22 protein-coding genes, 2 tRNA genes and 1 other RNA gene are annotated in these 17,965 nt (G+C 72.8%); 15 read left to right on the top strand and 10 right to left on the bottom strand.

The features are described from left to right. Nucleotides 1–32 precede the first annotated feature (32 nt). The 3 genes from ACTMS2_RS20565 to ACTMS2_RS20555 form a co-directional block, all read right to left on the bottom strand. A complete protein-coding gene (locus tag ACTMS2_RS20565; protein ID WP_441176857.1) occupies nt 33–1,697 on the bottom strand; it encodes an ABC transporter substrate-binding protein in 1,665 nt (554 codons plus the stop codon). Between the two features lie 318 nt (nt 1,698–2,015). Next, entirely contained in the window at nt 2,016–2,609 is a 594-nt protein-coding gene (gene recR, locus ACTMS2_RS20560; protein WP_089003014.1) for a recombination mediator RecR, read from the bottom strand. A 7-nt stretch (nt 2,610–2,616) separates the two neighbouring features. Next, nucleotides 2,617–2,925, bottom strand: a complete 309-nt coding sequence (locus ACTMS2_RS20555; protein ID WP_441176934.1) for a YbaB/EbfC family nucleoid-associated protein — start codon at nt 2,923–2,925, stop codon at nt 2,617–2,619. Between the two features lie 159 nt (nt 2,926–3,084). On the opposite strand from ACTMS2_RS20555, the gene ACTMS2_RS20550 reads away from it, so the two are divergent. Further along, entirely contained in the window at nt 3,085–4,158 is a 1,074-nt protein-coding gene (locus ACTMS2_RS20550; protein WP_441176856.1) for a DUF2332 domain-containing protein, read from the top strand. A gap of 157 nt (nt 4,159–4,315) precedes the next feature. Here the strand turns inward: ACTMS2_RS20550 and ACTMS2_RS20545 are convergent, their stop codons facing one another. Both ACTMS2_RS20545 and ffs read right to left on the bottom strand, forming a co-directional pair. Further along, entirely contained in the window at nt 4,316–7,102 is a 2,787-nt protein-coding gene (locus ACTMS2_RS20545; protein ID WP_441176855.1) for a DNA polymerase III subunit gamma and tau, read from the bottom strand. A 107-nt stretch (nt 7,103–7,209) separates the two neighbouring features. Continuing rightward, nucleotides 7,210–7,299: signal recognition particle sRNA small type (ffs, locus tag ACTMS2_RS20540), an RNA gene on the bottom strand. An 82-nt stretch (nt 7,300–7,381) separates the two neighbouring features. Between ffs and ACTMS2_RS20535 the strand changes: the two genes are divergently transcribed. From ACTMS2_RS20535 to ACTMS2_RS20520, 4 genes are all read left to right on the top strand, one after another. Next, a tRNA-Ser gene (locus ACTMS2_RS20535) sits at nt 7,382–7,466 on the top strand. A gap of 179 nt (nt 7,467–7,645) precedes the next feature. Continuing rightward, nucleotides 7,646–7,837, top strand: a complete 192-nt coding sequence (locus ACTMS2_RS20530) for a hypothetical protein (protein ID WP_441176854.1) — start codon at nt 7,646–7,648, stop codon at nt 7,835–7,837. A gap of 10 nt (nt 7,838–7,847) precedes the next feature. Beyond that, nucleotides 7,848–8,279, top strand: coding sequence for a hypothetical protein (locus ACTMS2_RS20525; protein ID WP_441176853.1), 432 nt, complete (start codon nt 7,848–7,850; stop codon nt 8,277–8,279). A gap of 156 nt (nt 8,280–8,435) precedes the next feature. Beyond that, entirely contained in the window at nt 8,436–9,236 is an 801-nt protein-coding gene (locus tag ACTMS2_RS20520; protein ID WP_441176852.1) for a sulfite exporter TauE/SafE family protein, read from the top strand. An 8-nt stretch (nt 9,237–9,244) separates the two neighbouring features. Here ACTMS2_RS20520 and ACTMS2_RS20515 read toward each other — a convergent pair whose 3' ends face one another. Both ACTMS2_RS20515 and ACTMS2_RS20510 read right to left on the bottom strand, forming a co-directional pair. Continuing rightward, nucleotides 9,245–9,493: a flavin reductase gene (locus ACTMS2_RS20515; protein ID WP_363625561.1), complete on the bottom strand. Its 249-nt coding sequence runs from the start codon at nt 9,491–9,493 to the stop codon at nt 9,245–9,247. After that, a complete protein-coding gene (locus ACTMS2_RS20510; RefSeq protein WP_441176851.1) occupies nt 9,490–9,984 on the bottom strand; it encodes a hypothetical protein in 495 nt (164 codons plus the stop codon). Before ACTMS2_RS20510 ends, ACTMS2_RS20515 begins: the two co-directional genes overlap by 4 nt. A gap of 254 nt (nt 9,985–10,238) precedes the next feature. On the opposite strand from ACTMS2_RS20510, the gene ACTMS2_RS20505 reads away from it, so the two are divergent. The 7 genes from ACTMS2_RS20505 (at nt 10,239) to ACTMS2_RS20475 (ending at nt 14,414) form a co-directional block, all read left to right on the top strand. After that, a complete protein-coding gene (locus ACTMS2_RS20505) occupies nt 10,239–11,006 on the top strand; it encodes a Scr1 family TA system antitoxin-like transcriptional regulator (RefSeq protein ID WP_441176850.1) in 768 nt (255 codons plus the stop codon). Then, nucleotides 10,997–11,188 (top strand): DUF397 domain-containing protein, encoded by a 192-nt coding sequence (locus ACTMS2_RS20500; RefSeq protein WP_089003008.1) that lies wholly within the window; start codon nt 10,997–10,999, stop codon nt 11,186–11,188. Before ACTMS2_RS20505 ends, ACTMS2_RS20500 begins: the two co-directional genes overlap by 10 nt. Nucleotides 11,189–11,437: 249 nt before the next feature. Continuing rightward, on the top strand, nt 11,438–12,052 hold the full coding sequence (locus ACTMS2_RS20495; RefSeq protein WP_441176849.1) for a hypothetical protein: 615 nt from the start codon (nt 11,438–11,440) through the stop codon (nt 12,050–12,052). A 32-nt stretch (nt 12,053–12,084) separates the two neighbouring features. Beyond that, nucleotides 12,085–12,579, top strand: coding sequence for a hypothetical protein (locus ACTMS2_RS20490; RefSeq protein WP_441176848.1), 495 nt, complete (start codon nt 12,085–12,087; stop codon nt 12,577–12,579). Nucleotides 12,580–12,632: 53 nt separating this feature from the next. Further along, nucleotides 12,633–13,184: a DUF5872 domain-containing protein gene (locus ACTMS2_RS20485; protein WP_441176847.1), complete on the top strand. Its 552-nt coding sequence runs from the start codon at nt 12,633–12,635 to the stop codon at nt 13,182–13,184. A 182-nt stretch (nt 13,185–13,366) separates the two neighbouring features. Next, nucleotides 13,367–13,879: a SigE family RNA polymerase sigma factor gene (locus tag ACTMS2_RS20480; RefSeq protein WP_357722348.1), complete on the top strand. Its 513-nt coding sequence runs from the start codon at nt 13,367–13,369 to the stop codon at nt 13,877–13,879. Next, on the top strand, nt 13,860–14,414 hold the full coding sequence (locus tag ACTMS2_RS20475; RefSeq protein WP_441176846.1) for a DUF4362 domain-containing protein: 555 nt from the start codon (nt 13,860–13,862) through the stop codon (nt 14,412–14,414). The genes ACTMS2_RS20480 and ACTMS2_RS20475 overlap by 20 nt, the downstream gene beginning before the upstream one ends. A gap of 174 nt (nt 14,415–14,588) precedes the next feature. Here the strand turns inward: ACTMS2_RS20475 and ACTMS2_RS20470 are convergent. After that, a tRNA-Ser gene (locus ACTMS2_RS20470) sits at nt 14,589–14,675 on the bottom strand. 75 nt (nt 14,676–14,750) lie between these two features. Between ACTMS2_RS20470 and deoD the strand changes: the two genes are divergently transcribed. From deoD to ACTMS2_RS20455, 3 genes are all read left to right on the top strand, one after another. Next, a complete protein-coding gene (deoD, locus tag ACTMS2_RS20465) occupies nt 14,751–15,458 on the top strand; it encodes a purine-nucleoside phosphorylase (RefSeq protein ID WP_089003001.1) in 708 nt (235 codons plus the stop codon). A gap of 111 nt (nt 15,459–15,569) precedes the next feature. Next, nucleotides 15,570–16,238 (top strand): TetR/AcrR family transcriptional regulator, encoded by a 669-nt coding sequence (locus ACTMS2_RS20460; protein ID WP_441176845.1) that lies wholly within the window; start codon nt 15,570–15,572, stop codon nt 16,236–16,238. After that, nucleotides 16,235–16,702 (top strand): acyl-CoA thioesterase, encoded by a 468-nt coding sequence (locus ACTMS2_RS20455; RefSeq protein WP_357722326.1) that lies wholly within the window; start codon nt 16,235–16,237, stop codon nt 16,700–16,702. The genes ACTMS2_RS20460 and ACTMS2_RS20455 overlap by 4 nt, the downstream gene beginning before the upstream one ends. Before the next feature lie 3 nt (nt 16,703–16,705). On the opposite strand, the gene ACTMS2_RS20450 is transcribed toward ACTMS2_RS20455, so the two are convergent. Beyond that, nucleotides 16,706–17,185, bottom strand: coding sequence for a nucleoside deaminase (locus ACTMS2_RS20450; protein ID WP_441176933.1), 480 nt, complete (start codon nt 17,183–17,185; stop codon nt 16,706–16,708). A gap of 136 nt (nt 17,186–17,321) precedes the next feature. Further along, complete coding sequence (locus ACTMS2_RS20445) at nt 17,322–17,846, bottom strand: tRNA adenosine deaminase-associated protein (protein WP_363625583.1); 525 nt, start codon at nt 17,844–17,846, stop codon at nt 17,322–17,324. Between the last annotated feature and the right edge of the window lie 119 nt (nt 17,847–17,965).

Raw genomic sequence — 17,965 nt, 5'->3', positions numbered from 1 at the left:
AACAGCGCCCGCCCACGACTCGGAGCGTCAGATCAGGACTTGAACTCGGCGGTGGAGAACCGCTCGTCGGTGAGCGGGCTCGCCTTGACCCCGGTCACGTCCTTGCCGAACACGATCGCCGGCGGCGAGTGCGACACCGGAACACCGGGCAGGAAGTCCATGATGGCCTTGTTCAGGGCCTTGTACTTCTCGGTCCGGGCCGCCGCGTCGACGGTGGTGTCAGCGTCCTTGAACTGGGCGAAGAGGGCGGGGTTGGTGAAGCCCCACTCGGCCTTCGGCCGGTCGAAGAAGGTGCCGATGAAGTTGTAGGCGTCGCCGTAGTCACCGCTCCAACCCAGGAAGTGCAGGTCGTGCTTGTTACCCGAGGTGGTGGCGTTCAGGTAGTCCGGGCTCCACTTCAGCGGGATGGCCTGGACGGTGATGCCGACCGCCTTGAGGTCCGCCGAGAGCAGCTCGAAGATGTCCTTCGGGTTCGGCATGTACGGCCGAGTGACCTCGGTCGGGTAGTGGAACCGCAGGGTCAGGTTCGTCGCACCGGCCTCGGCCAGGAGCTGCTTGGCCTTCTCCGGGTTGTAGTCATACTTGGTGACCTCGCCGTTCCAGCCGTCGACGGTGTCCGGCATGAAGTTCTCGGCGACCTTGGCGCCCGGGGGCAGCTTCGAGTCGACGAGAGCCTGCCGGTTCAGCGCGTGCGCGATGGCCTGGCGGACCTTCACGTCGGCGAGCTTCGGGTTCCCCTTCTGGTTGATGCCCAGGTAGAGGACGTTGAACGCCGGGCGGGTCAGGACGTTGAAGCCCTCACCCTTCAGCGGCTCGACGTCGGCCGGGCCGACCAGGTCGTAGCCCTGGATGTCGCCGGAGCGCAGCGCCTGCTTGCGCGCGTTCTCGTCCGAGATCGTCTTGTAGATCAGGGTCTTCAGCTTGGCCTTGGTGCCGGCGTAGTCCTCGTTGCGCTCCATGGTCAGCGTCTTGTTCGCGACGTCCCACGACTTGAACTTGAACGGACCGGTGCCGGTCGGGTGCGCGGTCGCGTAGGCCGGGTACTTGATGTCCTCGGCGGTGCCGCCCACGTTGCTGGCGTCGTACTTCTCCAGCGCGGTCGGGCTGTGCATCGAGAACGACGGCAGCATCAGTGCGGCCGGGATCTTGCTGGAGACCCGGGTGAAGGCCAGGTCGACCGTGGTGGCGTCCTTGGCGGTGCAGGACTTGAAGAGGCTCGGCGGCAGCTCCGGGCTCTCGTTCTTGGCGAAGCCGCCCATGACGTCCTGCCAGTAGGCGGTCACGTCCGGGCTCTGCATGAGGCCCTTGGCGTTGTACCAGCGGTCGAAGTTCTTGCAGACCGCCTCGGCGTTGAATTCGGTGCCGTCGTGGAACTTCACGCCGGAGCGCAGCTTGAAGGTCCAGGTGGTGCCCGCGGCGTCCGGGGTCCAGGACTCGGCCAGGCCGGGGGTGACCTTGGTGCCACCCTCCTCCGGACGGACCAGCGTCTCGAAGACCTGACGCGCCACGCGCAGCGACTCACCGTCGCTGGCGAAGCTCGGGTCGAGCACCTTCGGGTCTCCGGCTACGCCGAAGACGAGGGTGTCCTTCTTGCTACCGCCGGAACTGTCATCGCGGTCGCTCTCGGCGCAGCCTGCTACCGCGAGGGCCGCGACCGCGACGGCCGCGAGCGCGACCTTCGGCCTGGATGCACGCATGGGTGCTTCACCTCGTCCTTGGGGTTACGGACAATCGTGGTGACAGGGGTCACCGATCGCCGTGACCTTAGCCGTCGTTCGGACCGACGGGAAACCTACGCGGAACCGGTTGGTACCGGATCGTGTCTTAACCGATGCGGCCCGCCGCAGGGGCCGTTCCGGACCGCCATCATAGGGGCGCAATGCCCGGTTTGACCGATGCAGATTTGTTACATCGATCGTCGCCTGCATCGCCCTCATGTCAGAACCCACAGTGGACGCGCGGGCACCGTACGACGATGGCCGGCACCGCGATCCGGTGCCGGCCATGACAGGAACTCAGACGGCGCGACGGCCCTCGAAGGCCCGACCGAGCGTGATCTCGTCGGCGTACTCCAGGTCGCCGCCGACCGGCAGGCCGCTCGCCAACCGGGTCACCGAGATGCCCATCGGCTTGACCATCAACGCCAGGTACGTCGCGGTCGCCTCGCCCTCGGTGTTCGGGTCCGTGGCCAGGATCAGCTCCCGCACCGTGCCGTCACTGAGCCGGGCCATAAGCTCGCGGATGCGCAGATTGTCCGGCCCGATCCCCTCCAGCGGATTGATCGCTCCGCCGAGCACGTGGTAACGGCCCCGGAACTCGCCGGTGCGCTCGATCGCCACCACGTCCTTGGGCTCCTCGACCACGCAGAGCACCTCGTCGGTGCGGCGCGGGTCCCGGCAGATCCGGCACCGGTCGGACTCGGCCACGTTGTAGCAGCTGGTGCAGAACCGCACCAGCTCCTTGACCTTGCGCAACGCCCCGGCCAGCCGGTTGACGTCGGCCGGGTCGGCGGACAGGACGTGGAACGCGATCCGCTGTGCGCTCTTCGGGCCCACGCCCGGCAGCCGCCCCAACTCGTCGATCAGGTCCTGGATGGCGCCCTCGTACATCTGCCGCTCAGAAACCGGGCAGGCCGAGGCCGCCCATGCCGCCGGTGACCGGACCCATCTTCTGCTCGGTCAGCTGCCGCGCCGCCTCGGCCGCGTTGTGCATGGCCGCGACCACCAGGTCCTCCAGGGTCTCCACGTCCTCCGGGTCGACCGCCTTCGGGTCGATCTTGATCGACTTCAGCTCGCCGGTGCCGGCGACGGTCGCGGTCACCAGGCCACCGCCGGCGGTGCCGGTCAGCTCCGCCTCGGCCAGCTCGGCCTGCGCCTTGGCGATCTGCTGCTGCATCTTCTGCGCCTGCTTCAGCATCTGCTGCATGTTCGGCTGTCCACCTGGGCGCACGGATGGCTCCTTCTCGCACTCGTCTGCTCGGCCGCCGCTCAGCCTATCGGCTGTGAGCAGCCTCGCCCCGCCCGGTGCTTCCCCCGCGGCGGGTCCGGGCGCACGATCACGGGACCGACCGGACGGAGGTGGTGGATGTCCCGGGAACAGGCCGCGGCGGCCATCGAACGGCAGGCGCGGGCCTGCGCGGCCATGGACGCCGGGCTCTACGCCGACCTGCTGACGCGCGCCGCCGCAGACGTCCGGGCCGGCGGTCCGTGCGCCACCGCCATCACGGGGTACGAGGACGCGCCCGCCGACGACGTAGTGTCGCTGCGCCTGCTCGGCGGCGTGCACGCGCTGGTGCTCTCCGGCCGGGCGCCGGAGCTGGCCCGGTTCTATCCCAGCGCCGGCGGGGCGTACCGGCCGGCGGACGCCCCCGCCTGCTGGACCGCGTTCCGGACGGTCGTCGAGGCCGAGCACGAAACGTTGCGCGGCTGGCTGCGCCGCCCGCCCCAGACCAACGAGGTGGGCCGGGCCAACCTGCTGCTCGCCGGGCTGCTGCACGCCGTGCACGAGACGGGCGGGCTGCCGGTACGCCTGGTCGAGCTGGGCGCCAGCGGTGGGCTGAACCTGCGCGCCGACGAGTTCCGCGTCGAGGCCGCCGGCTTCGCCTGGGGCCCGGCCGACTCCCCGGTGCGCCTGCCGGACGCCTGGCGGGGCGGAGCGCCCGACTGGCTGCGGGAGGCGGCCGGCACGTACCCCGAGCTGACCGTCGTGGAGCGCATCGGCTGCGACCTCACCCCGCTCGACCCGGGCGACCCCGACGACGCGCTCGCGCTGCGGGCGTACGTCTGGCCGCAGCACACCGCCCGCGCGGCCCGGCTGACCGGCGCGCTGGAGCTGGCCCGGCGGCTGCCGGCGCGGGTCGTCGCGGCGGGGGCGGCCGACTTCCTCGCCGGCATCACCCCGCGTCCCGGCACGCTGACCGTCGTGTGGCACTCGGTGATGCGGCAGTACGTGCCGGCCGAGGAGTGGGCGCGGGTCACCACCGAACTGGACCGGCTGGCCGCCGCCGGCAGCGCCGACGCGCCGGTGGCCCACCTGTCCTTCGAGCCCCACCCCCGGGAGGCCCGCAACGACTTCCAGCTGCGCGCCCGGCTCGGCAGTGGGCCGGAACGACTGCTGGCGGAGGCACACCCCCACGGCCTCCCGGCCTGGCCCACCTGACGACCCACCGAGCCGTGCCCACCGCGCCCGGTACGCCATCGCTGGAGATCTTGGTACCTGAGCGCCCCTGGAGGGGCCGTTCCGTACCAAGATCTGCCGCGATTCGCTTTTACGGGGCCGGGGAGGCGTGCCCCCGGCTGCGGCAGCGGCGGGTCGGCTAGCGGGCGTCGACCTCGTCGATCTTTTCGGCGCCGAACGCCTCGCGGAGCAGCCGTACCGCCTGTTCCTCGCTGGACTCGCGCGCGGTCTTCTCGTCGATGACCTCGTCCAGCGGCTCGTCGCCCGGGTCGAAGCCCTCGAAGTTCGGGGCCGCCGGCGCGGCGCCGCCGGGGCGTCCCGTGCCGCCGCGCAGCGGGCCGTCGAAGTCCGGGTCGTACGGCGGCTCACCGGCCCAGTCGGCGTCCGCGGTCTTCCGGGCAGCCTGCCCGGTACGCGGACCACGTCCCGCCGCAGCCGCCCGTGCCGCCGCGATCGCGCTGCTCACCGGGGGGCCGGCGGGCGCGGCCTGCTGCGGAGCCGCAGAGGGGGCGGCCGGCTTCGGTACGGCCGACACCGCACCAGCCGTCGGTGCGGAAGCCGATGCGCTGCCCGTCGCCGCGCCGGCCGTCGAGGTGGCGGTGGGCGTGCCGCCCGGCCGAGCCGGTTCCGGCCAGTCGTCCGCGCCTCCGGCCGCGCCACCCGGGCGGGCCGGCTCGGGCCAGTCCTCGGCCTCGTCGGCGGCGGGAGCACCGCCAGGCCCCGACGCACCAGCGCCGGAGGCGGGCCGGGTCACCTGCCCCTGGCCGCCCGCATCTGCACGCGGACCGCTGGCGCCACCGGACCCGCCGGCCGCACCACCGGGGCCACCCGTGCCGGCCGAACCGTTCAGACCACCTGGACCGCTCGGACCGTTCGTGCCCGCCCGTCCGCTCGGACCGCCCTGATCTCCTGGGCCGCTCGAACCGGCTGAGCCGCTCGGACCGCCTGGACCGCTCGGACCGTTCGTGCCGGCCGGACCGCCCGAGCCGACATGGCCGCCCGTGCCGGCTGGGCTGTCCGCGCCGACTGGGCCGTCCGCGCCGACTGGGCCGCCCGGCATGCCGCTGCCGGACGGGCCGGCAGCGGCTCGGTCCTGGTGAACAGGGGCCGCCGACGGCGGGGACGCCGGGCGGGCCGGGGCGGCGGAACGGGACGAGCCACCGGGCGACGCGCCGCCCCGCTCGCCGGCCACCTCGCAGCGGATCTGCCAGCGGCCGCCGAACTCCTCGTACAGCACCTCGGCCAGCACCGACGTGTGGTTGCCCATCATCTGCGCGAGCACCGGCGACTTGACGGTCAGCACCAGGGTGTCGCCGTCCACGTCGCGGACCACCGCGTCGCGCATCAGCGCAGCCGCCGGCTTCTTGATCCGGTTGACCTTCGCGACGATGTCCGGCCAGACCCGGCGCACCGCGACGGCGTCCAAGGGGCCGGCCGGAGCCGCGCCGGGGCGGGGCGGGGCGGGGGTTGCCGGGTCGGGCATCACCGCCGAGGCCGGCACCGGGCGGCGGGCGGGAGCATCGGCGGGCGCGCCCACCGGCTCCGTGGCGCCCGGGGCTGCCTGCGCCGTACGGGAACCGGTGGCGGCCAGAGCCGCGGCGCGGGCGGCCGCGGCCCCGGACGGGGCACCGGCAGCCGCCGGCGGGCCGGCGGGCGACGGGTCGGGCGCGGCGGCAGCCGCGGTCGGGGCGGGAGTGTCGGGGCGTACGGGAGGAGGAGCGGCGACCGGCGCGGGACCGGCGGCGACCGGCGGCGCGTCGGTGCCGACGAGGGTGAGCCGGCGCTCCATGCGTTCGAGGCGCTGGAGCAGGCCACCGGTGCTGTCGTCGGCGCCGGGCAGCAGCATCCGGGCGCAGATCAGCTCCAGCAGCAGCCGGGGCGCGGTGGTGCCGCGCATCTCCACCAGGCCGTTGTGCACGATGTCGGCGCAGCGGGACAGCGTCGCCGGACCGAGCCGCTGGGCCTGGGCGGCCATCCGCTCGATCTGGTCGGCCGGGCCGTCGATCAGGCCCTTGGCGGCGGCGTCGGGCACCTGCTGGAGCACGATCAGGTCACGCAGCCGCTCCAGCAGGTCGGAGGCGAACCGGCGCGCGTCGTGCCCGGCCTCGGCGACCCGGTCGACGGTCGCGTACGCCGTCGCGCCGTCGCCGGCGGCCAGCGCGTCGCACATCTCGTCGATGAGGGCGGCGTCGGTGACGCCGAGCAGGGCGGCGGCCCGGGAGTAGGTGACCCCCTCCGCCCCGGCCCCGGCGATGAGCTGGTCGAGCACGGAGAGGCTGTCCCGGGCGCTGCCGCCGCCGGCGCGCACCACCAGCGGGAAGACCGCCGGCTCGACGGCGACGCCCTCGGCCTCGCAGAGCTGCTCCAGGTAGGGCCGGAGCACCTTCGGCGGGATCAGCCGGAACGGGTAGTGGTGGGTCCGCGACTTGATCGTGCCGAGGACCTTCTCCGGCTCGGTGGTCGCGAAGATGAACTTGACGTACTCCGGCGGCTCCTCGACCAGCTTGAGCAGGGCGTTGAAGCCGGCCGACGAGACCATGTGCGCCTCGTCGATGACGTAGATCTTGAAGCGGCTCTTGGCCGGCGCGAAGATCGCCTTCTCGCGCAGCTCGCGGGCGTCGTCGACGCCGCCGTGGCTGGCCGCGTCGATCTCCAGTACGTCGATCGAGCCGCCGTCGGTGGCCAGCTCGCGGCACGACTCGCACTGCCCGCACGGCTCCGGGGTGGGCCCCTGCTCACAGTTGAGCGAGCGGGCCAGGATCCGGGCGCTGGAGGTCTTGCCGCAGCCGCGTGGGCCGGAGAAGAGGTAGGCATGGTTGAGCCGCCCGCTGCGCAGCGCCTGCGACAGCGGCTCGGTGACGTGCTCCTGCCCGATGACCTCGGCGAAGGTGCGCGGCCGGTACTTGCGGTAGAGCGCCAGTGCCACTCGTCCCGCCTCCTCTCGACCGAGCCATTCTGCGCCGGTCGGGCGCGGGTGACCACCCACCACCCCGTGACCTGACCCGCAGGGACGTTACCGGGACCCGGAGACAAAAAGGCCTCCCGTGCACCCGGCAGAGCCCGCTTATCCTTGCTGCCTTCCGGCCCTGGGGAGGTTCACGAGATACCGCCGCACGGGAGGTACCGCCAACCCTACCCGACGCCGCGTCGATCTTCAGGGGGTGGTGGGGTGGCCCACCCGCCGGGGACCTGTATCCTCGTCTGCGGAGGATTCGCCTAGAGGCCTAGGGCGCACGCTTGGAAAGCGTGTTGGGTTAACACCCTCACGAGTTCGAATCTCGTATCCTCCGCTCGCTGAGCAGCACGAACGCGAGGGCCGACCCCATCGGGGGGCGGCCCTCGTACCGTTTCTGCCGGGCGCCACGACGGCCCACTGGTTACGCTCCTCCGACATGTGTCGATGCCTCGTCGACGATCGGTCGGTGGCGGTTGCGCCTCTCGACGGGTGACGCCGGAAGGGGCGATCCGCTTGGGCAGGAATCCGCGCTGGCTGCTCTGGACGCAACTGGTCGCGATGTCCTGCGTCCTTCTCTCCCAGGTGGGGTCCGGGTTCGACCGACCGCTGGAGATCATCGTGGGCTGCGGGGCGGCCGGAATGGCGCTGTACTGTGTCGCCGCGCTGATCATCGGCCGCGACAGCGGCAACGCCGAAGAAAGGTAGAAGATCCCGGGTGAGCGAGCAGGCGACCGCCCCGGAGTACGCCGCGTGCGACTGCCCGGAGAAGGTCGACGCGGCCCTGGAGCGTACGGAGGCCGGGGCCGGACCGGCACTTCTCTGGCTGGTGCTGGACGAGTTCCACCCGCCTGCCGTCGTCCTTCCCCGGATCAAGCGCGGGCTCCGGTCGCGGGACGCGCAGACCAGGGCGAACGCATTGCAGTCGCTGGGTCACTTCGGGCGCCTGCACCGCTACGTCGACGTCGAGTCGCTGGCGCTGCTCCGGGGCGCGCTGCGCGATCGCACCACGCTCGGCGGCTGCCAACTGCGCGGCTACGCCGACGACGCGGCGGACGACATCGGCGTGTTCGTGCCCCGGCACCGCCTGCCCCGCTGGCTGCGCCGCCGCCACGCCGGGCCCTGGCGACCGCGCCGGCTGCGGAGGTGAACGCCGCCGACGAAACTACCGGTCACGGCGTGATCCCTGCCGCACGTCGATCAAAGGGCACGACTCCCGTCCTACGCTGACAGCCGCATTCGACAGCGACAACCGGGCGGTGGCGACCTGCGGGCGACGACCGGCCCGGGGAGAGCGCGGACACAGGTGGACGCAACACTGAACGTCGCCGAAGGGCTGGCGGTGCTGGCCGCCGGGGTCGCGGCGGGCGCCATCAACGCGGTGGTGGGCTCGGGCACGCTGGTGACCTTCCCGGTCCTGCTCTCCCTCGGCTTTCCGCCCGTGGTGGCGAACGTGTCCAACACCGTCGGGCTGGTGCCGGGGTCGTTCACCGCGGCGTACGCCTATCGCCGGGAGCTGGCCGGGCACGGCGGCCTGCTGGCCCGCCTGGGGGTCGCCGCCGTGCTCGGCGGGGTCACCGGCGGCGTACTGCTGCTGCTCCTGCCGCCCGGTGCCTTCCGGGCCATCGTGCCGGTGCTGATCGTCCTGGCGTTGGTGCTCGTGGTGGTGCAGCCGCGACTGGCGCGGGCGTTGGACCGCCGGCGGCCGGTCGCGGACGACGCGGCCGCGTCGTCGGCGGGCGGTCGGACGGTACGGCGAGCGGGGCCGCTGCTGCTGCTCGGCGTCTTCGCCACCGGGGTGTACGGCGGCTACTTCGGTGCCGCCCAGGGAGTGCTGCTGCTGGGGCTGCTCGGGGTGCTGCTCTCCACCGACCTGCGCTGGGTCAACGGGGTGAAGAACGTGCTCGCCGGCCTGGTCAACGCGGTCGCGGCGGTCCTGTTCGTGGTCGTGGGAAACGTGGCGTGGCAGCCGGCGCTGCTGATCGCGGTCGGCTCTGTGGCGGGCGGCCTGATCGGCGGCCGGTGGGGACGCCGGCTCCCGCCGGTGGCGCTGCGCGCCATCATCGTGCTGGTCGGGCTTGCCGCCCTGGTCAACCTGCTGCTCTGACTGTGCGCTCAGCCGCGCGGGCGGGCCCAGGAGAGAAAGCGGTCGGCGAGCCGGGCCGGGCTCACGTCGGCGTCGAGCGTGGCGAGTTGCGTGGCGGCCTCGGCCTGGAGGGTCGCCAGGTAGACGGTGAGCGCGGCGCGGTCGTGGCGGTACTCGCCGAGCAGCCGCAGCTTCGCCGCCGAGCAGGGCCAGGCGATGCCGCACGCCCGGCACCGCCACGTGGGCCGGGTCGGAACGTGCTCCCGGCGGCGCCTCACCGCGCCGCCGACCCGGCCGAGCCGACTCGGCCCGCCCCGGCCCGCGAAGCCCCGGACGCATCAGCCCGGGAAGCCCCGGACGCATCGGCGCGGGAAGCCCCGGGTGCCCCGGCCCGCGAACCTCCGGGCGCATCGGCGGGGGAAGCACCAGCACCGGGAGCGTCGGTGGCGAGCACCCGGGCGCGGTCGACACGGATCGAGGCGAACCGCTCCCGGGGGCGGACGGTGCCGTCGGAGTCCACCTGGTGGCCGCGTACCTCGGCCCAGAGCCGGTCCTCGAACGGGCCGACGCTCAGCACCTCGGTGATCCGCAGCGTCAGCGGGCCCTCGCCGAAGCGGTAGGCGTCGTCGGGGACGCGGATGGTCGTACCGGCGGGCCAGGGCGTCGGCCGGCCCCGGGCGGGAGCGGCGGGCGGGGGCGGATCGTGGCGATCGACCGGGAAGCGGGGATTGCCCCGACGCTCAGAGGTGGGGGCGCGGCGGGCTGGCACGGGCAGGACCTCCTTGGTGGAGTCAAGCGGGACTCGCCCCAGGCATTCCAGGAAAGGGGCGGGCCGTAGGGCTGGAGCGGGGCCGCCCCGCCCTCCCCGCCGGGGCGGCCCCACGACTGACGCCGACCGCCGGGCTCGCTCGCCTCCACCGGCCGCGCCGTCTTCGTCACCCCAACTTGCCGCGCGTGTGCAGACAGATACACCCCGTAGCGCTATGGTCGCCAGATATTTGGGACATCCGATGGGAGGAGCCCGTGAACGATGCGCTCCGGGTGGCGCTCAGCGACACCGGGCACACGATCGAATCCCTCGCCGAGACCGTCGGCGTCGATCCGAAGACGGTCGGGCGATGGCTGACCGAGGATCGCATCCCGCATGCCAGGCACCGGTTGACGGCGGCGGAGGCCCTCCGCAGGGACGTGTCGGACATCTGGCCGGACACTTCGAGACGTCGCGACCCGATCTGGTTTCGTCCGTGGCAGGAGATCGAGCGCGAGGCGGTGTCGCTGCGGTCGTACCAATCGATGGTGTTGCCGGGCCTGCTCCAGACCGAGGCGTACGCGCGGGCCGTGCTGACCGGCGGCGGCCTGTTCCCCCGGGGCGACGTCGAGCGGCACCTGGCCGCCCGGCTCGCCCGCCAGGGCATCCTGCGGCAGGACGAACCGCCGCAGTTCACGGCCGTGATCGACGAGGCGGTGCTGCGCCGCCCGGTCGGCGGGCGGGCCACCATGCGTGAGCAGCTCCGGGCCGTCGTCACCGCCTGCGCCGAGCCGCACGTGCGGGTGCACGTCGTGCCGTCGTCGGTCGGCGCCTACGCGGGCCTGAACGGGCCGTTCGTGATCGCCAGCAGCCACGACCACCGGGTCGCCGGCTACCTCGACAACCAACTCCAGGGCCAACTGGTTAGCGATCCCGCGGACATCGCGGCCATGATGGCTGCGTGGGAGAACGTGCGCGGCGAGGCGCTGTCCCACTGGCAGTCGGTCGATCTCATCACGGAAGTGGCGGAGACATGGAGCTGAACGGCGCGCGGTGGCGCAAGAGCAGCCGCAGCAGCGGCAACGGCGGCGACTGCGTCGAGGTCGCCGACAACCTGCCCGGCGTCGTCGCGGTGCGGGACTCGAAGGACCCGGCCGGCCCGGCGCTCGTCTTCGCACCGGCGGCGTGGCGCGCGTTCGTCGCCACCATGGCCGAGCGCCCCTGACCCGAGCCCGTCCACGGCAGACGCCCCCCCGGCACGGGTCCGCTGCACGACCCGGTCGCGGCCCGTTACCTCTCCGCCCTGCCCGACTGACCCTCGCCGAAGGCCGCGTCGCGCCCCGACGGAGGACCGGAAGCGCGAGATCACGGGGCGGTGCCGGCAGGGGGCGATTGGGTACGGTGCGAAAGCGGCGGAGGAGGAATTCGTCGTACACATGTTCCATCCACAGGCTGTGGACGGCGGAGGGCTCCGATGGCTTACCAGCTCAGCGCGGTCGTCGCGGACGCCGAGCTGCTCCGCGAGCACACCGCCGACCTCGACCACGCGGTCCTCGGCGAGTTGCGGCAGGACTTCGCGCTGCTGCCGGTCACCCCGCAACTGGTCGAGGAGCTGACCGGCGCGCTGCCCGACTTCTCCGTGGCGGCACGCTCGCCCGAGGAGCCCTTCCACCTGACGCTCTCCGCTCCCCTCGCCGAGGTTCTCGCGCGGTGGTCACGGTCGGGACCGATGGCGTACGCGGAGGCGGAGTTCGCCGGCGGCGCCGGCTACCAGTCGACGGTGGTGTGGCTCGGCGGCCGGGTGAGCTGGGGCCCGGCGTTCGACCACGTCTTCGACAGGCCCCGCGCCGAGTGGCCGCTGAACGCGGCGCTCACCAGGATCGGGGTGGAGCCCGGCGCGTGGATCGACCCGTTCGCCGAGCTGGGCCTGCACGTCGAGCGGAGCACCGCCGGCTGGCTGGCGCACGGACGCCGACGACTGAGCGCCGACTACTGGGACGAGCTGGCCGAGGAGTGGGAAAACCGGCAATCTGCGGGCGGGCAGCAACCTGAACGCCCCGGTCCCGTTGGGGACTGGGGGATTCCATGAAATTGCGACAATTTGGCTTTATCGCCGCACTGATGACGGCTGCCTGGGTTTCGGGCAGTGGCGCGCACCCGCCGTTGCGCGAGTTGGACGGCCGGCCCGTCGGGGCCGTCGAGGTGGTCGACCTCAACGGCCTGCGCGACATCGAGTTCGGCGACACCGAGGACGAGCTGACCCGGCGGGGCATCCTGCGCTCCGACGTCGACGCCTGCGGCCCGGCGCTGGCCGGGTACGACACGACCAGCCCCATCTTCGTCGACGACCGGCTGGTGCTGCTCTGGCTCGGTGAGGCGACCCGCACCCCGCAGGGAGTCACCGCCGGCATGCCGGTCGAGGAGGTCCGCACCCGCTACCCGTCCGCCCGGGAGCTGGACGCTCCACAGGGGACGTACCGGCTCGACGGGCTGCTCGCCCGGCAGGGCGACCGGGCGTACCTCTTCCTGCACGACGGGCGGGCGGTGAAGAAGATCATCGCCGGGTACGCCGACTGGGCCCAGCGCCTCTTCGACGAGGGCCACAGCCCCTGCTGAGCCCTCCGCGCAGGCCTGACGCATGGGGGCCGTGAGGTGGGGTAACCGCCGGCATGGCGCGGTACACGAAGCCCGAACTCCGGGAGCAGATCAAGGAAGAGGTCAAGGCCTCCGACAAGGGCGGCCGGCCGGGACAGTGGTCGGCACGCAAGTCGCAGCTGGTCACCCAGGAGTACAAGAGGCGCGGCGGGGGCTTCGTCGGCCCGAAGGACGAGCGGCAGAAGTCCCTACAGCGCTGGGGCGGCGAGCACTGGCAGACCAAGGAAGGCGACACCCGGGCGCGGCACGGCGACGAGACCAGTCGCTACCTGCCCGAACAGGCCTGGAAGGAGCTCTCCGAGAAGGAGAGGCGGGCGACCGACGCCAAGAAGCGGAAGGAGTCGAAGTCCGGCAGGCAGTACGTCGCCAACACCGGACCGGCCAAACGCGCGCGCCGCAACGCCACGTCGGCCGAGCAGTTGTCGGAGCTGCCGGTCGCCGAGGCGGCCAAGCTCGTCCGCGACCTCGACAAGGGCCAACTGAAGTCGGCACTGCGCCGCGAACGCGACGGCAAGTCCCGCAAGACCCTCATCACCCGCCTGGAAAAGGAACTGACCCGCCGCTGACCGCCCCCCACCCTGGTAAGACCTGCCTGGCGCACGGCCACAGCTTGCGACGCAGCGGCAGGCCAAGGGACTGGCTTCGATCAACCGGCCAGGCGTACGCGCCACCGAACCGTCGGCGACTGTAACCCGCGCGCCCTCAGCGGTGTGTGTACCTGTGACGGCCACGGAGAGGGACGGCGCGGATGGATACGACCGACAACTTCGACGCCTTCTACACGGCGACTTCAGCGCGCGTCGTGCACCAGGTGTATGCCGTCTGCGGGGATCTCGGCGAAGCTCAGGACGCCGTGCAGGAGGCGTACGCCCGCGCCTGGATACGGTGGTCGCGGCTGTCGGGCTACGACGACCCTGAGGCGTGGGTACGGACCGTCGCGTGGCGGTTGGCGGCCAACCGATGGCGCAGCGCCCGGCGCTGGCTGGCCGCGCGGGCCAGGCTCGGCCCGCCCCTGACGGCCGCCGGACCGACGCCGGACCGGGTCGCGGTGATGACGGCGCTACACCGTCTGCCGGAAGCGCAACGGCGGGTCGTGGTTCTGCACTACCTCTGTGACCTTCCGGTCGCCGAGATCGCCGAGGCCACCCGCATGCCCGCCGGCACAGTCAAGGTCTACCTCGCCCGCGCGCGGACGGCGCTCGCCTGTCTGCTCGGCACCGACGACGAACGGAAGGAATCCGATGTCAGCGCGCATCCGTGAGGCCATCGCGGCCCTCGATCACGACACCGCCGCCCTGAGGCTGGCGCCACCAGCGCAGGTGCGTGCCCGCGGAGAGACTCTGCGCCGGCGGCGTGCGGCCGGCGGCGTGGCGGCGGCCACCGTCCTGGCCGTCGCCGGGGTGTTCGCTGCCGTCTCGCCCACAGCCGAGCGCGGGACGAACCCGCCCCCGCCAGCCATCGGTGCGAGCGCGGCGGTGACGGCGGCAGTCGTGGTGGACTGCGGCAGCCACGTGCTGCGCCAGTCCGAACGCCTGCCGGACACGGCGATCGCCTGCTTTCTCGACGCGGTGGGGGCACGCCGGCCCGCCCGCCTCGCCGAGACCTGGCCGACGATTGAGGGCGACCCGATCCACACCGTCTACGTTGCCGAGGCCGACGGTGCCGTACAGGTCACGATCGATAGCCGACAGGACAGGTTCGGCGTCCCGCACATCACCCGGCAGACGTGCACCGGACCGGTCGTCGAACACCGGCGCATCGGCTTCACGCAATGTTCTTCGCCGGAAGCCGCCTGACCCGACCTGCCGTGCCGCCGTATCACTTCCTGCTGGGCCCGGTACCTCAGCATCAAGTACAGAGAGCGGTCCCGACGGGGCAAGTGCCACCGACCTTCGGAGCCAACCGAGACCACAAGCGAAAACGCCCGGCCGATCCTTGCGGACCTGCCGGGCGTTTTCGCTGTTCACGAGCGGTGGCGGCGGGATTTGAACCCGCGGAGGGCGTAAACCCTCACACGCTTTCGAGGCGTGCTCCTTAGGCCACTCGGACACGCCACCGCCGAGAAGGGTACATGACCCCAGGTTCGGACGCCGAACCGGTATGCCACGGGGCGGCCTGGCAGGATCCTTGCCATGAGTACGCACATCGGCGCGAAGCCGGGAGAGATCGCCGAGCGGGTCCTGATGCCGGGCGACCCGCTGCGGGCCAAGTGGATCGCGGAGACCTACCTCGAGGGCGCGCAGTGCTACTCGACGGTCCGGGGCATGCTGGGCTTCACCGGCCGCTGGAACGGCGTCGAGGTCTCCGTCCAGGGCTCCGGCATGGGCATGCCCTCCGCCTCGATCTACGCCCACGAGCTGGTCAACGAGTACGGCGTGAAGAGCCTGATCCGGGTCGGCTCCTGTGGGGCCCTGACCGAGGACCTGCGGCTGCGCGACGTGATCGCAGCCATCGGCTCGTCCACCGACTCGAACATGAACCGGATGCGCTTCGACGGGCTGATCGACTACGCCCCGGTGGCCGACTTCGGGCTGCTGCGTACGTCGGTGGAGGTGGCCGAGCGGCGCGGCATCGCGATGCGGGTCGGGCCGATCCTGGCGGCGGACGCCTTCTACACCGACCGCCCGGACCTCTACGACAGCCTCGCCGACTACGGCGTGCTGGCGGTGGAGATGGAGTCGGCGGCGCTCTACACGATCGCCGCGCGGTTCAAGGCCCGCGCGCTGACCCTGCTGACGGTCAGCGACCACATCAAGACCGGCGAGAAGACCACCTCCGAGGAGCGTGAGCAGACCTTCAGCCAGATGGTCGAGATCGCCCTGGACACGATCGTCGCCTGAGTTTCGTCCGGCCGCCGCCCCGTCGTCCTCCCGGACGGCGGGGCGGTTTCGTGACCACGCTCACTTCCGGAAACTATACGAACGGTCGTGCTTATTCATTAGCCTCTGCCCATGACAGCTCACCGGCCGGGCCGACCGACGCCCGCACCCGACGGACGCGTCGCGCGGGGCGACCGGACCCGCACCGCCGCGCTGGACGCCGCCGTGGTCCTCGCCACCGAGGTCGGCCTGCACGGGCTCTCCCTCGCCCAGCTCGGCGACGCGCTCGGCGTCAGCAAGTCCGGCCTCTTCGCGCACTGGGGCTCCAAGGAGGCGCTCCAGCTCGCCACGATCGACCGGGCCGTCGAGCAGCAGCGGGAACGGGTCATCGAGCCGGCTCTGCGCGCGCCCCGGGGCGTACGGCGGCTCTGGGCGCTGCACCAGGCCCGGATCGACTTCTTCGCCGCCCGGGTGCTCCCCGGCGGCTGCTTCTTCGCCAGCGCCGACTTCGAGTACAACGCGCGTCCCGGGCCCGTCCGGGACCGGCTCGCCGAGGCCTTCGGCCGCTGGACCGCGTTCCTCGAACAGCTCGTCCGCGAGGCGGTCGCCGCCGGCGAGCTTGGCGCCGACGTGGACGTCGCGCAGCTGGCGTACGAGATCGACGCGCTCGGGATCACCGCCGCGATGCGCTCCCGCCTGCTGGACCCCGACACCGCCTACCGGCACGCCCGCCAGGGCCTGCTGAACCGACTACGGGCGCTGTGCCCCGATCCGACCCTGCTACCGGAAGGCATCTCATGAGCCACGCCATCGTCGACCAGCCCGCCGTCGAGTTCGGCCACGTCGCGCACGTCGCGGTGCACTTCGACGACCTCGACGCGTTCGGCCTGCTGCACAACGCCCGGTACGCGGTGCTGCTCGAACGGGCCCTGACCGGCTACTGGGCGGAGCACGGCGTCTCGTTCCAGGGCGGGCGGCACAGCGCGCCGGACGTGTTCCACGCCGTACGCGAGTTCACCATCAGCTACCGGACGCCGGTCACCGGGACCGGCCCCGTGGCGGTGCACTTCTGGCTCGACCACTTCGGCACCAGCAGCGCCCGGTACGCGTACCGGTTCCAGGCGCTGGACGGCGGCACGGTGCACGCGGAGGGCGCGCGGGCGATCGTCCGGCTCGACCCGGCGACCCTGCGCCCCACCCCGTGGACCGACACCGCCCGCGCGGTGGCCGCGACCCTGCTCCGGCCCGCCCCCACCAGCGCCTGAAGGTCAGCGGAAGAAGGCGCGCAGGACGGCGGCGCTCTCCGCCTCCAGGACGCCGCCGTACACCTCCGGCCGGTGGTTGAGCCGGCGGTCGCGCAGCACGTCCCACAGCGATCCGGCCGCCCCGGTCTTCGGCTCCCAGGCGCCGAAGACCACCGTGGACACCCGGGCCAGCACCAGCGCGCCCGCGCACATCGTGCAGGGCTCCAGGGTGACGACCAGGGTGCAGCCGTCGAGCCGCCAGCGGCCCAGCCGCTCGGCGGCCCGACGCAACGCCAGCACCTCGGCGTGTGCGGTCGGGTCGCCGGTCAGTTCCCGCTCGTTGCGTCCGATCGCCAGCTCGGTGCCGTCCGGCCCGTAGAGCACGGCGCCGACCGGGATGTCGTCGGCGGCGTCGCCGTCCGGGCCGGTCACCGCCACTTCCAGGGCGCGGCGCATCCACAGCTCGTGCCGCTGCCGGCGGCCGGCGCCGTCGGGATCGGCCAGCCCCTCGTGGGCGCCGGGTCCGACCCGGCCCGCCGCGCCCGGGGTCGGCTGCCCGGGGCGTACGGTGCCCAGCGCCGGGTCGGTGGCGTCGGCCGGCTCGGCGCCGCCCGCCCCGGCCCGGCCCGGACCGGCCGGCTCAGACCTCACGCAGTTCCTCGACCTCGTCGGCGCAGCCGAGCACCTGGCACACCTCGGCGGTGACGTCGGCGGGCATCGTGCCCTCCTGCGCGCAGAGGTTGAGCAGCTTCTGCGCGGAGACGCCCAGGTCGGCCAGGAGATCGGCCTCGCCGACCGGGTCGGCCTCGGGGTCGACGGCGGGCTGCTCGGTGTCCTCGTCGCCGCCGGACGGGCGCGGTTCCTCGGTGTCGTCGAGCCCGGTCACCGAGGTCTTCAGGTCCCCGACCAGCAGGGCGCCCAGCCGGGACTCCTCCGCGTAGGCCGAGTCGGAGCCGAAGACCCGCAGGTCCTCGCCCTCGTCCAGGCGCATGATCACCAGGTACGCGTCGTCGGCCTCGACGAAGAGCAGCGACAGGTCGGCGTCCTGGTCGACGTCGCGCAGCCGGTCGGCGACGTCCTCGATGTCGGTGGCCCCCCGCAGGTTCACCTCGGCGGCCGTCCAACCGCTGTCGTCACGCACGACGGCCGCAGCGAAGTACGACACGGTTCCCCCAAAAGAGCCTCGACAGGCCGACCCGTTACGCGTGCACGTTAGCCGGTCGGGTCGGCAGGCGACCGGTCAACGCCCCGAAGGGCCGGTCGATCCTGGGGAAAGTCTGCCGG

The organism is Micromonospora sp. SD12 (assembly GCF_052068495.1).
Taxonomy (GTDB): domain Bacteria; phylum Actinomycetota; class Actinomycetes; order Mycobacteriales; family Micromonosporaceae; genus Micromonospora; species Micromonospora echinofusca.
This window is presented reverse-complemented; position numbering and strand designations above follow the sequence as displayed.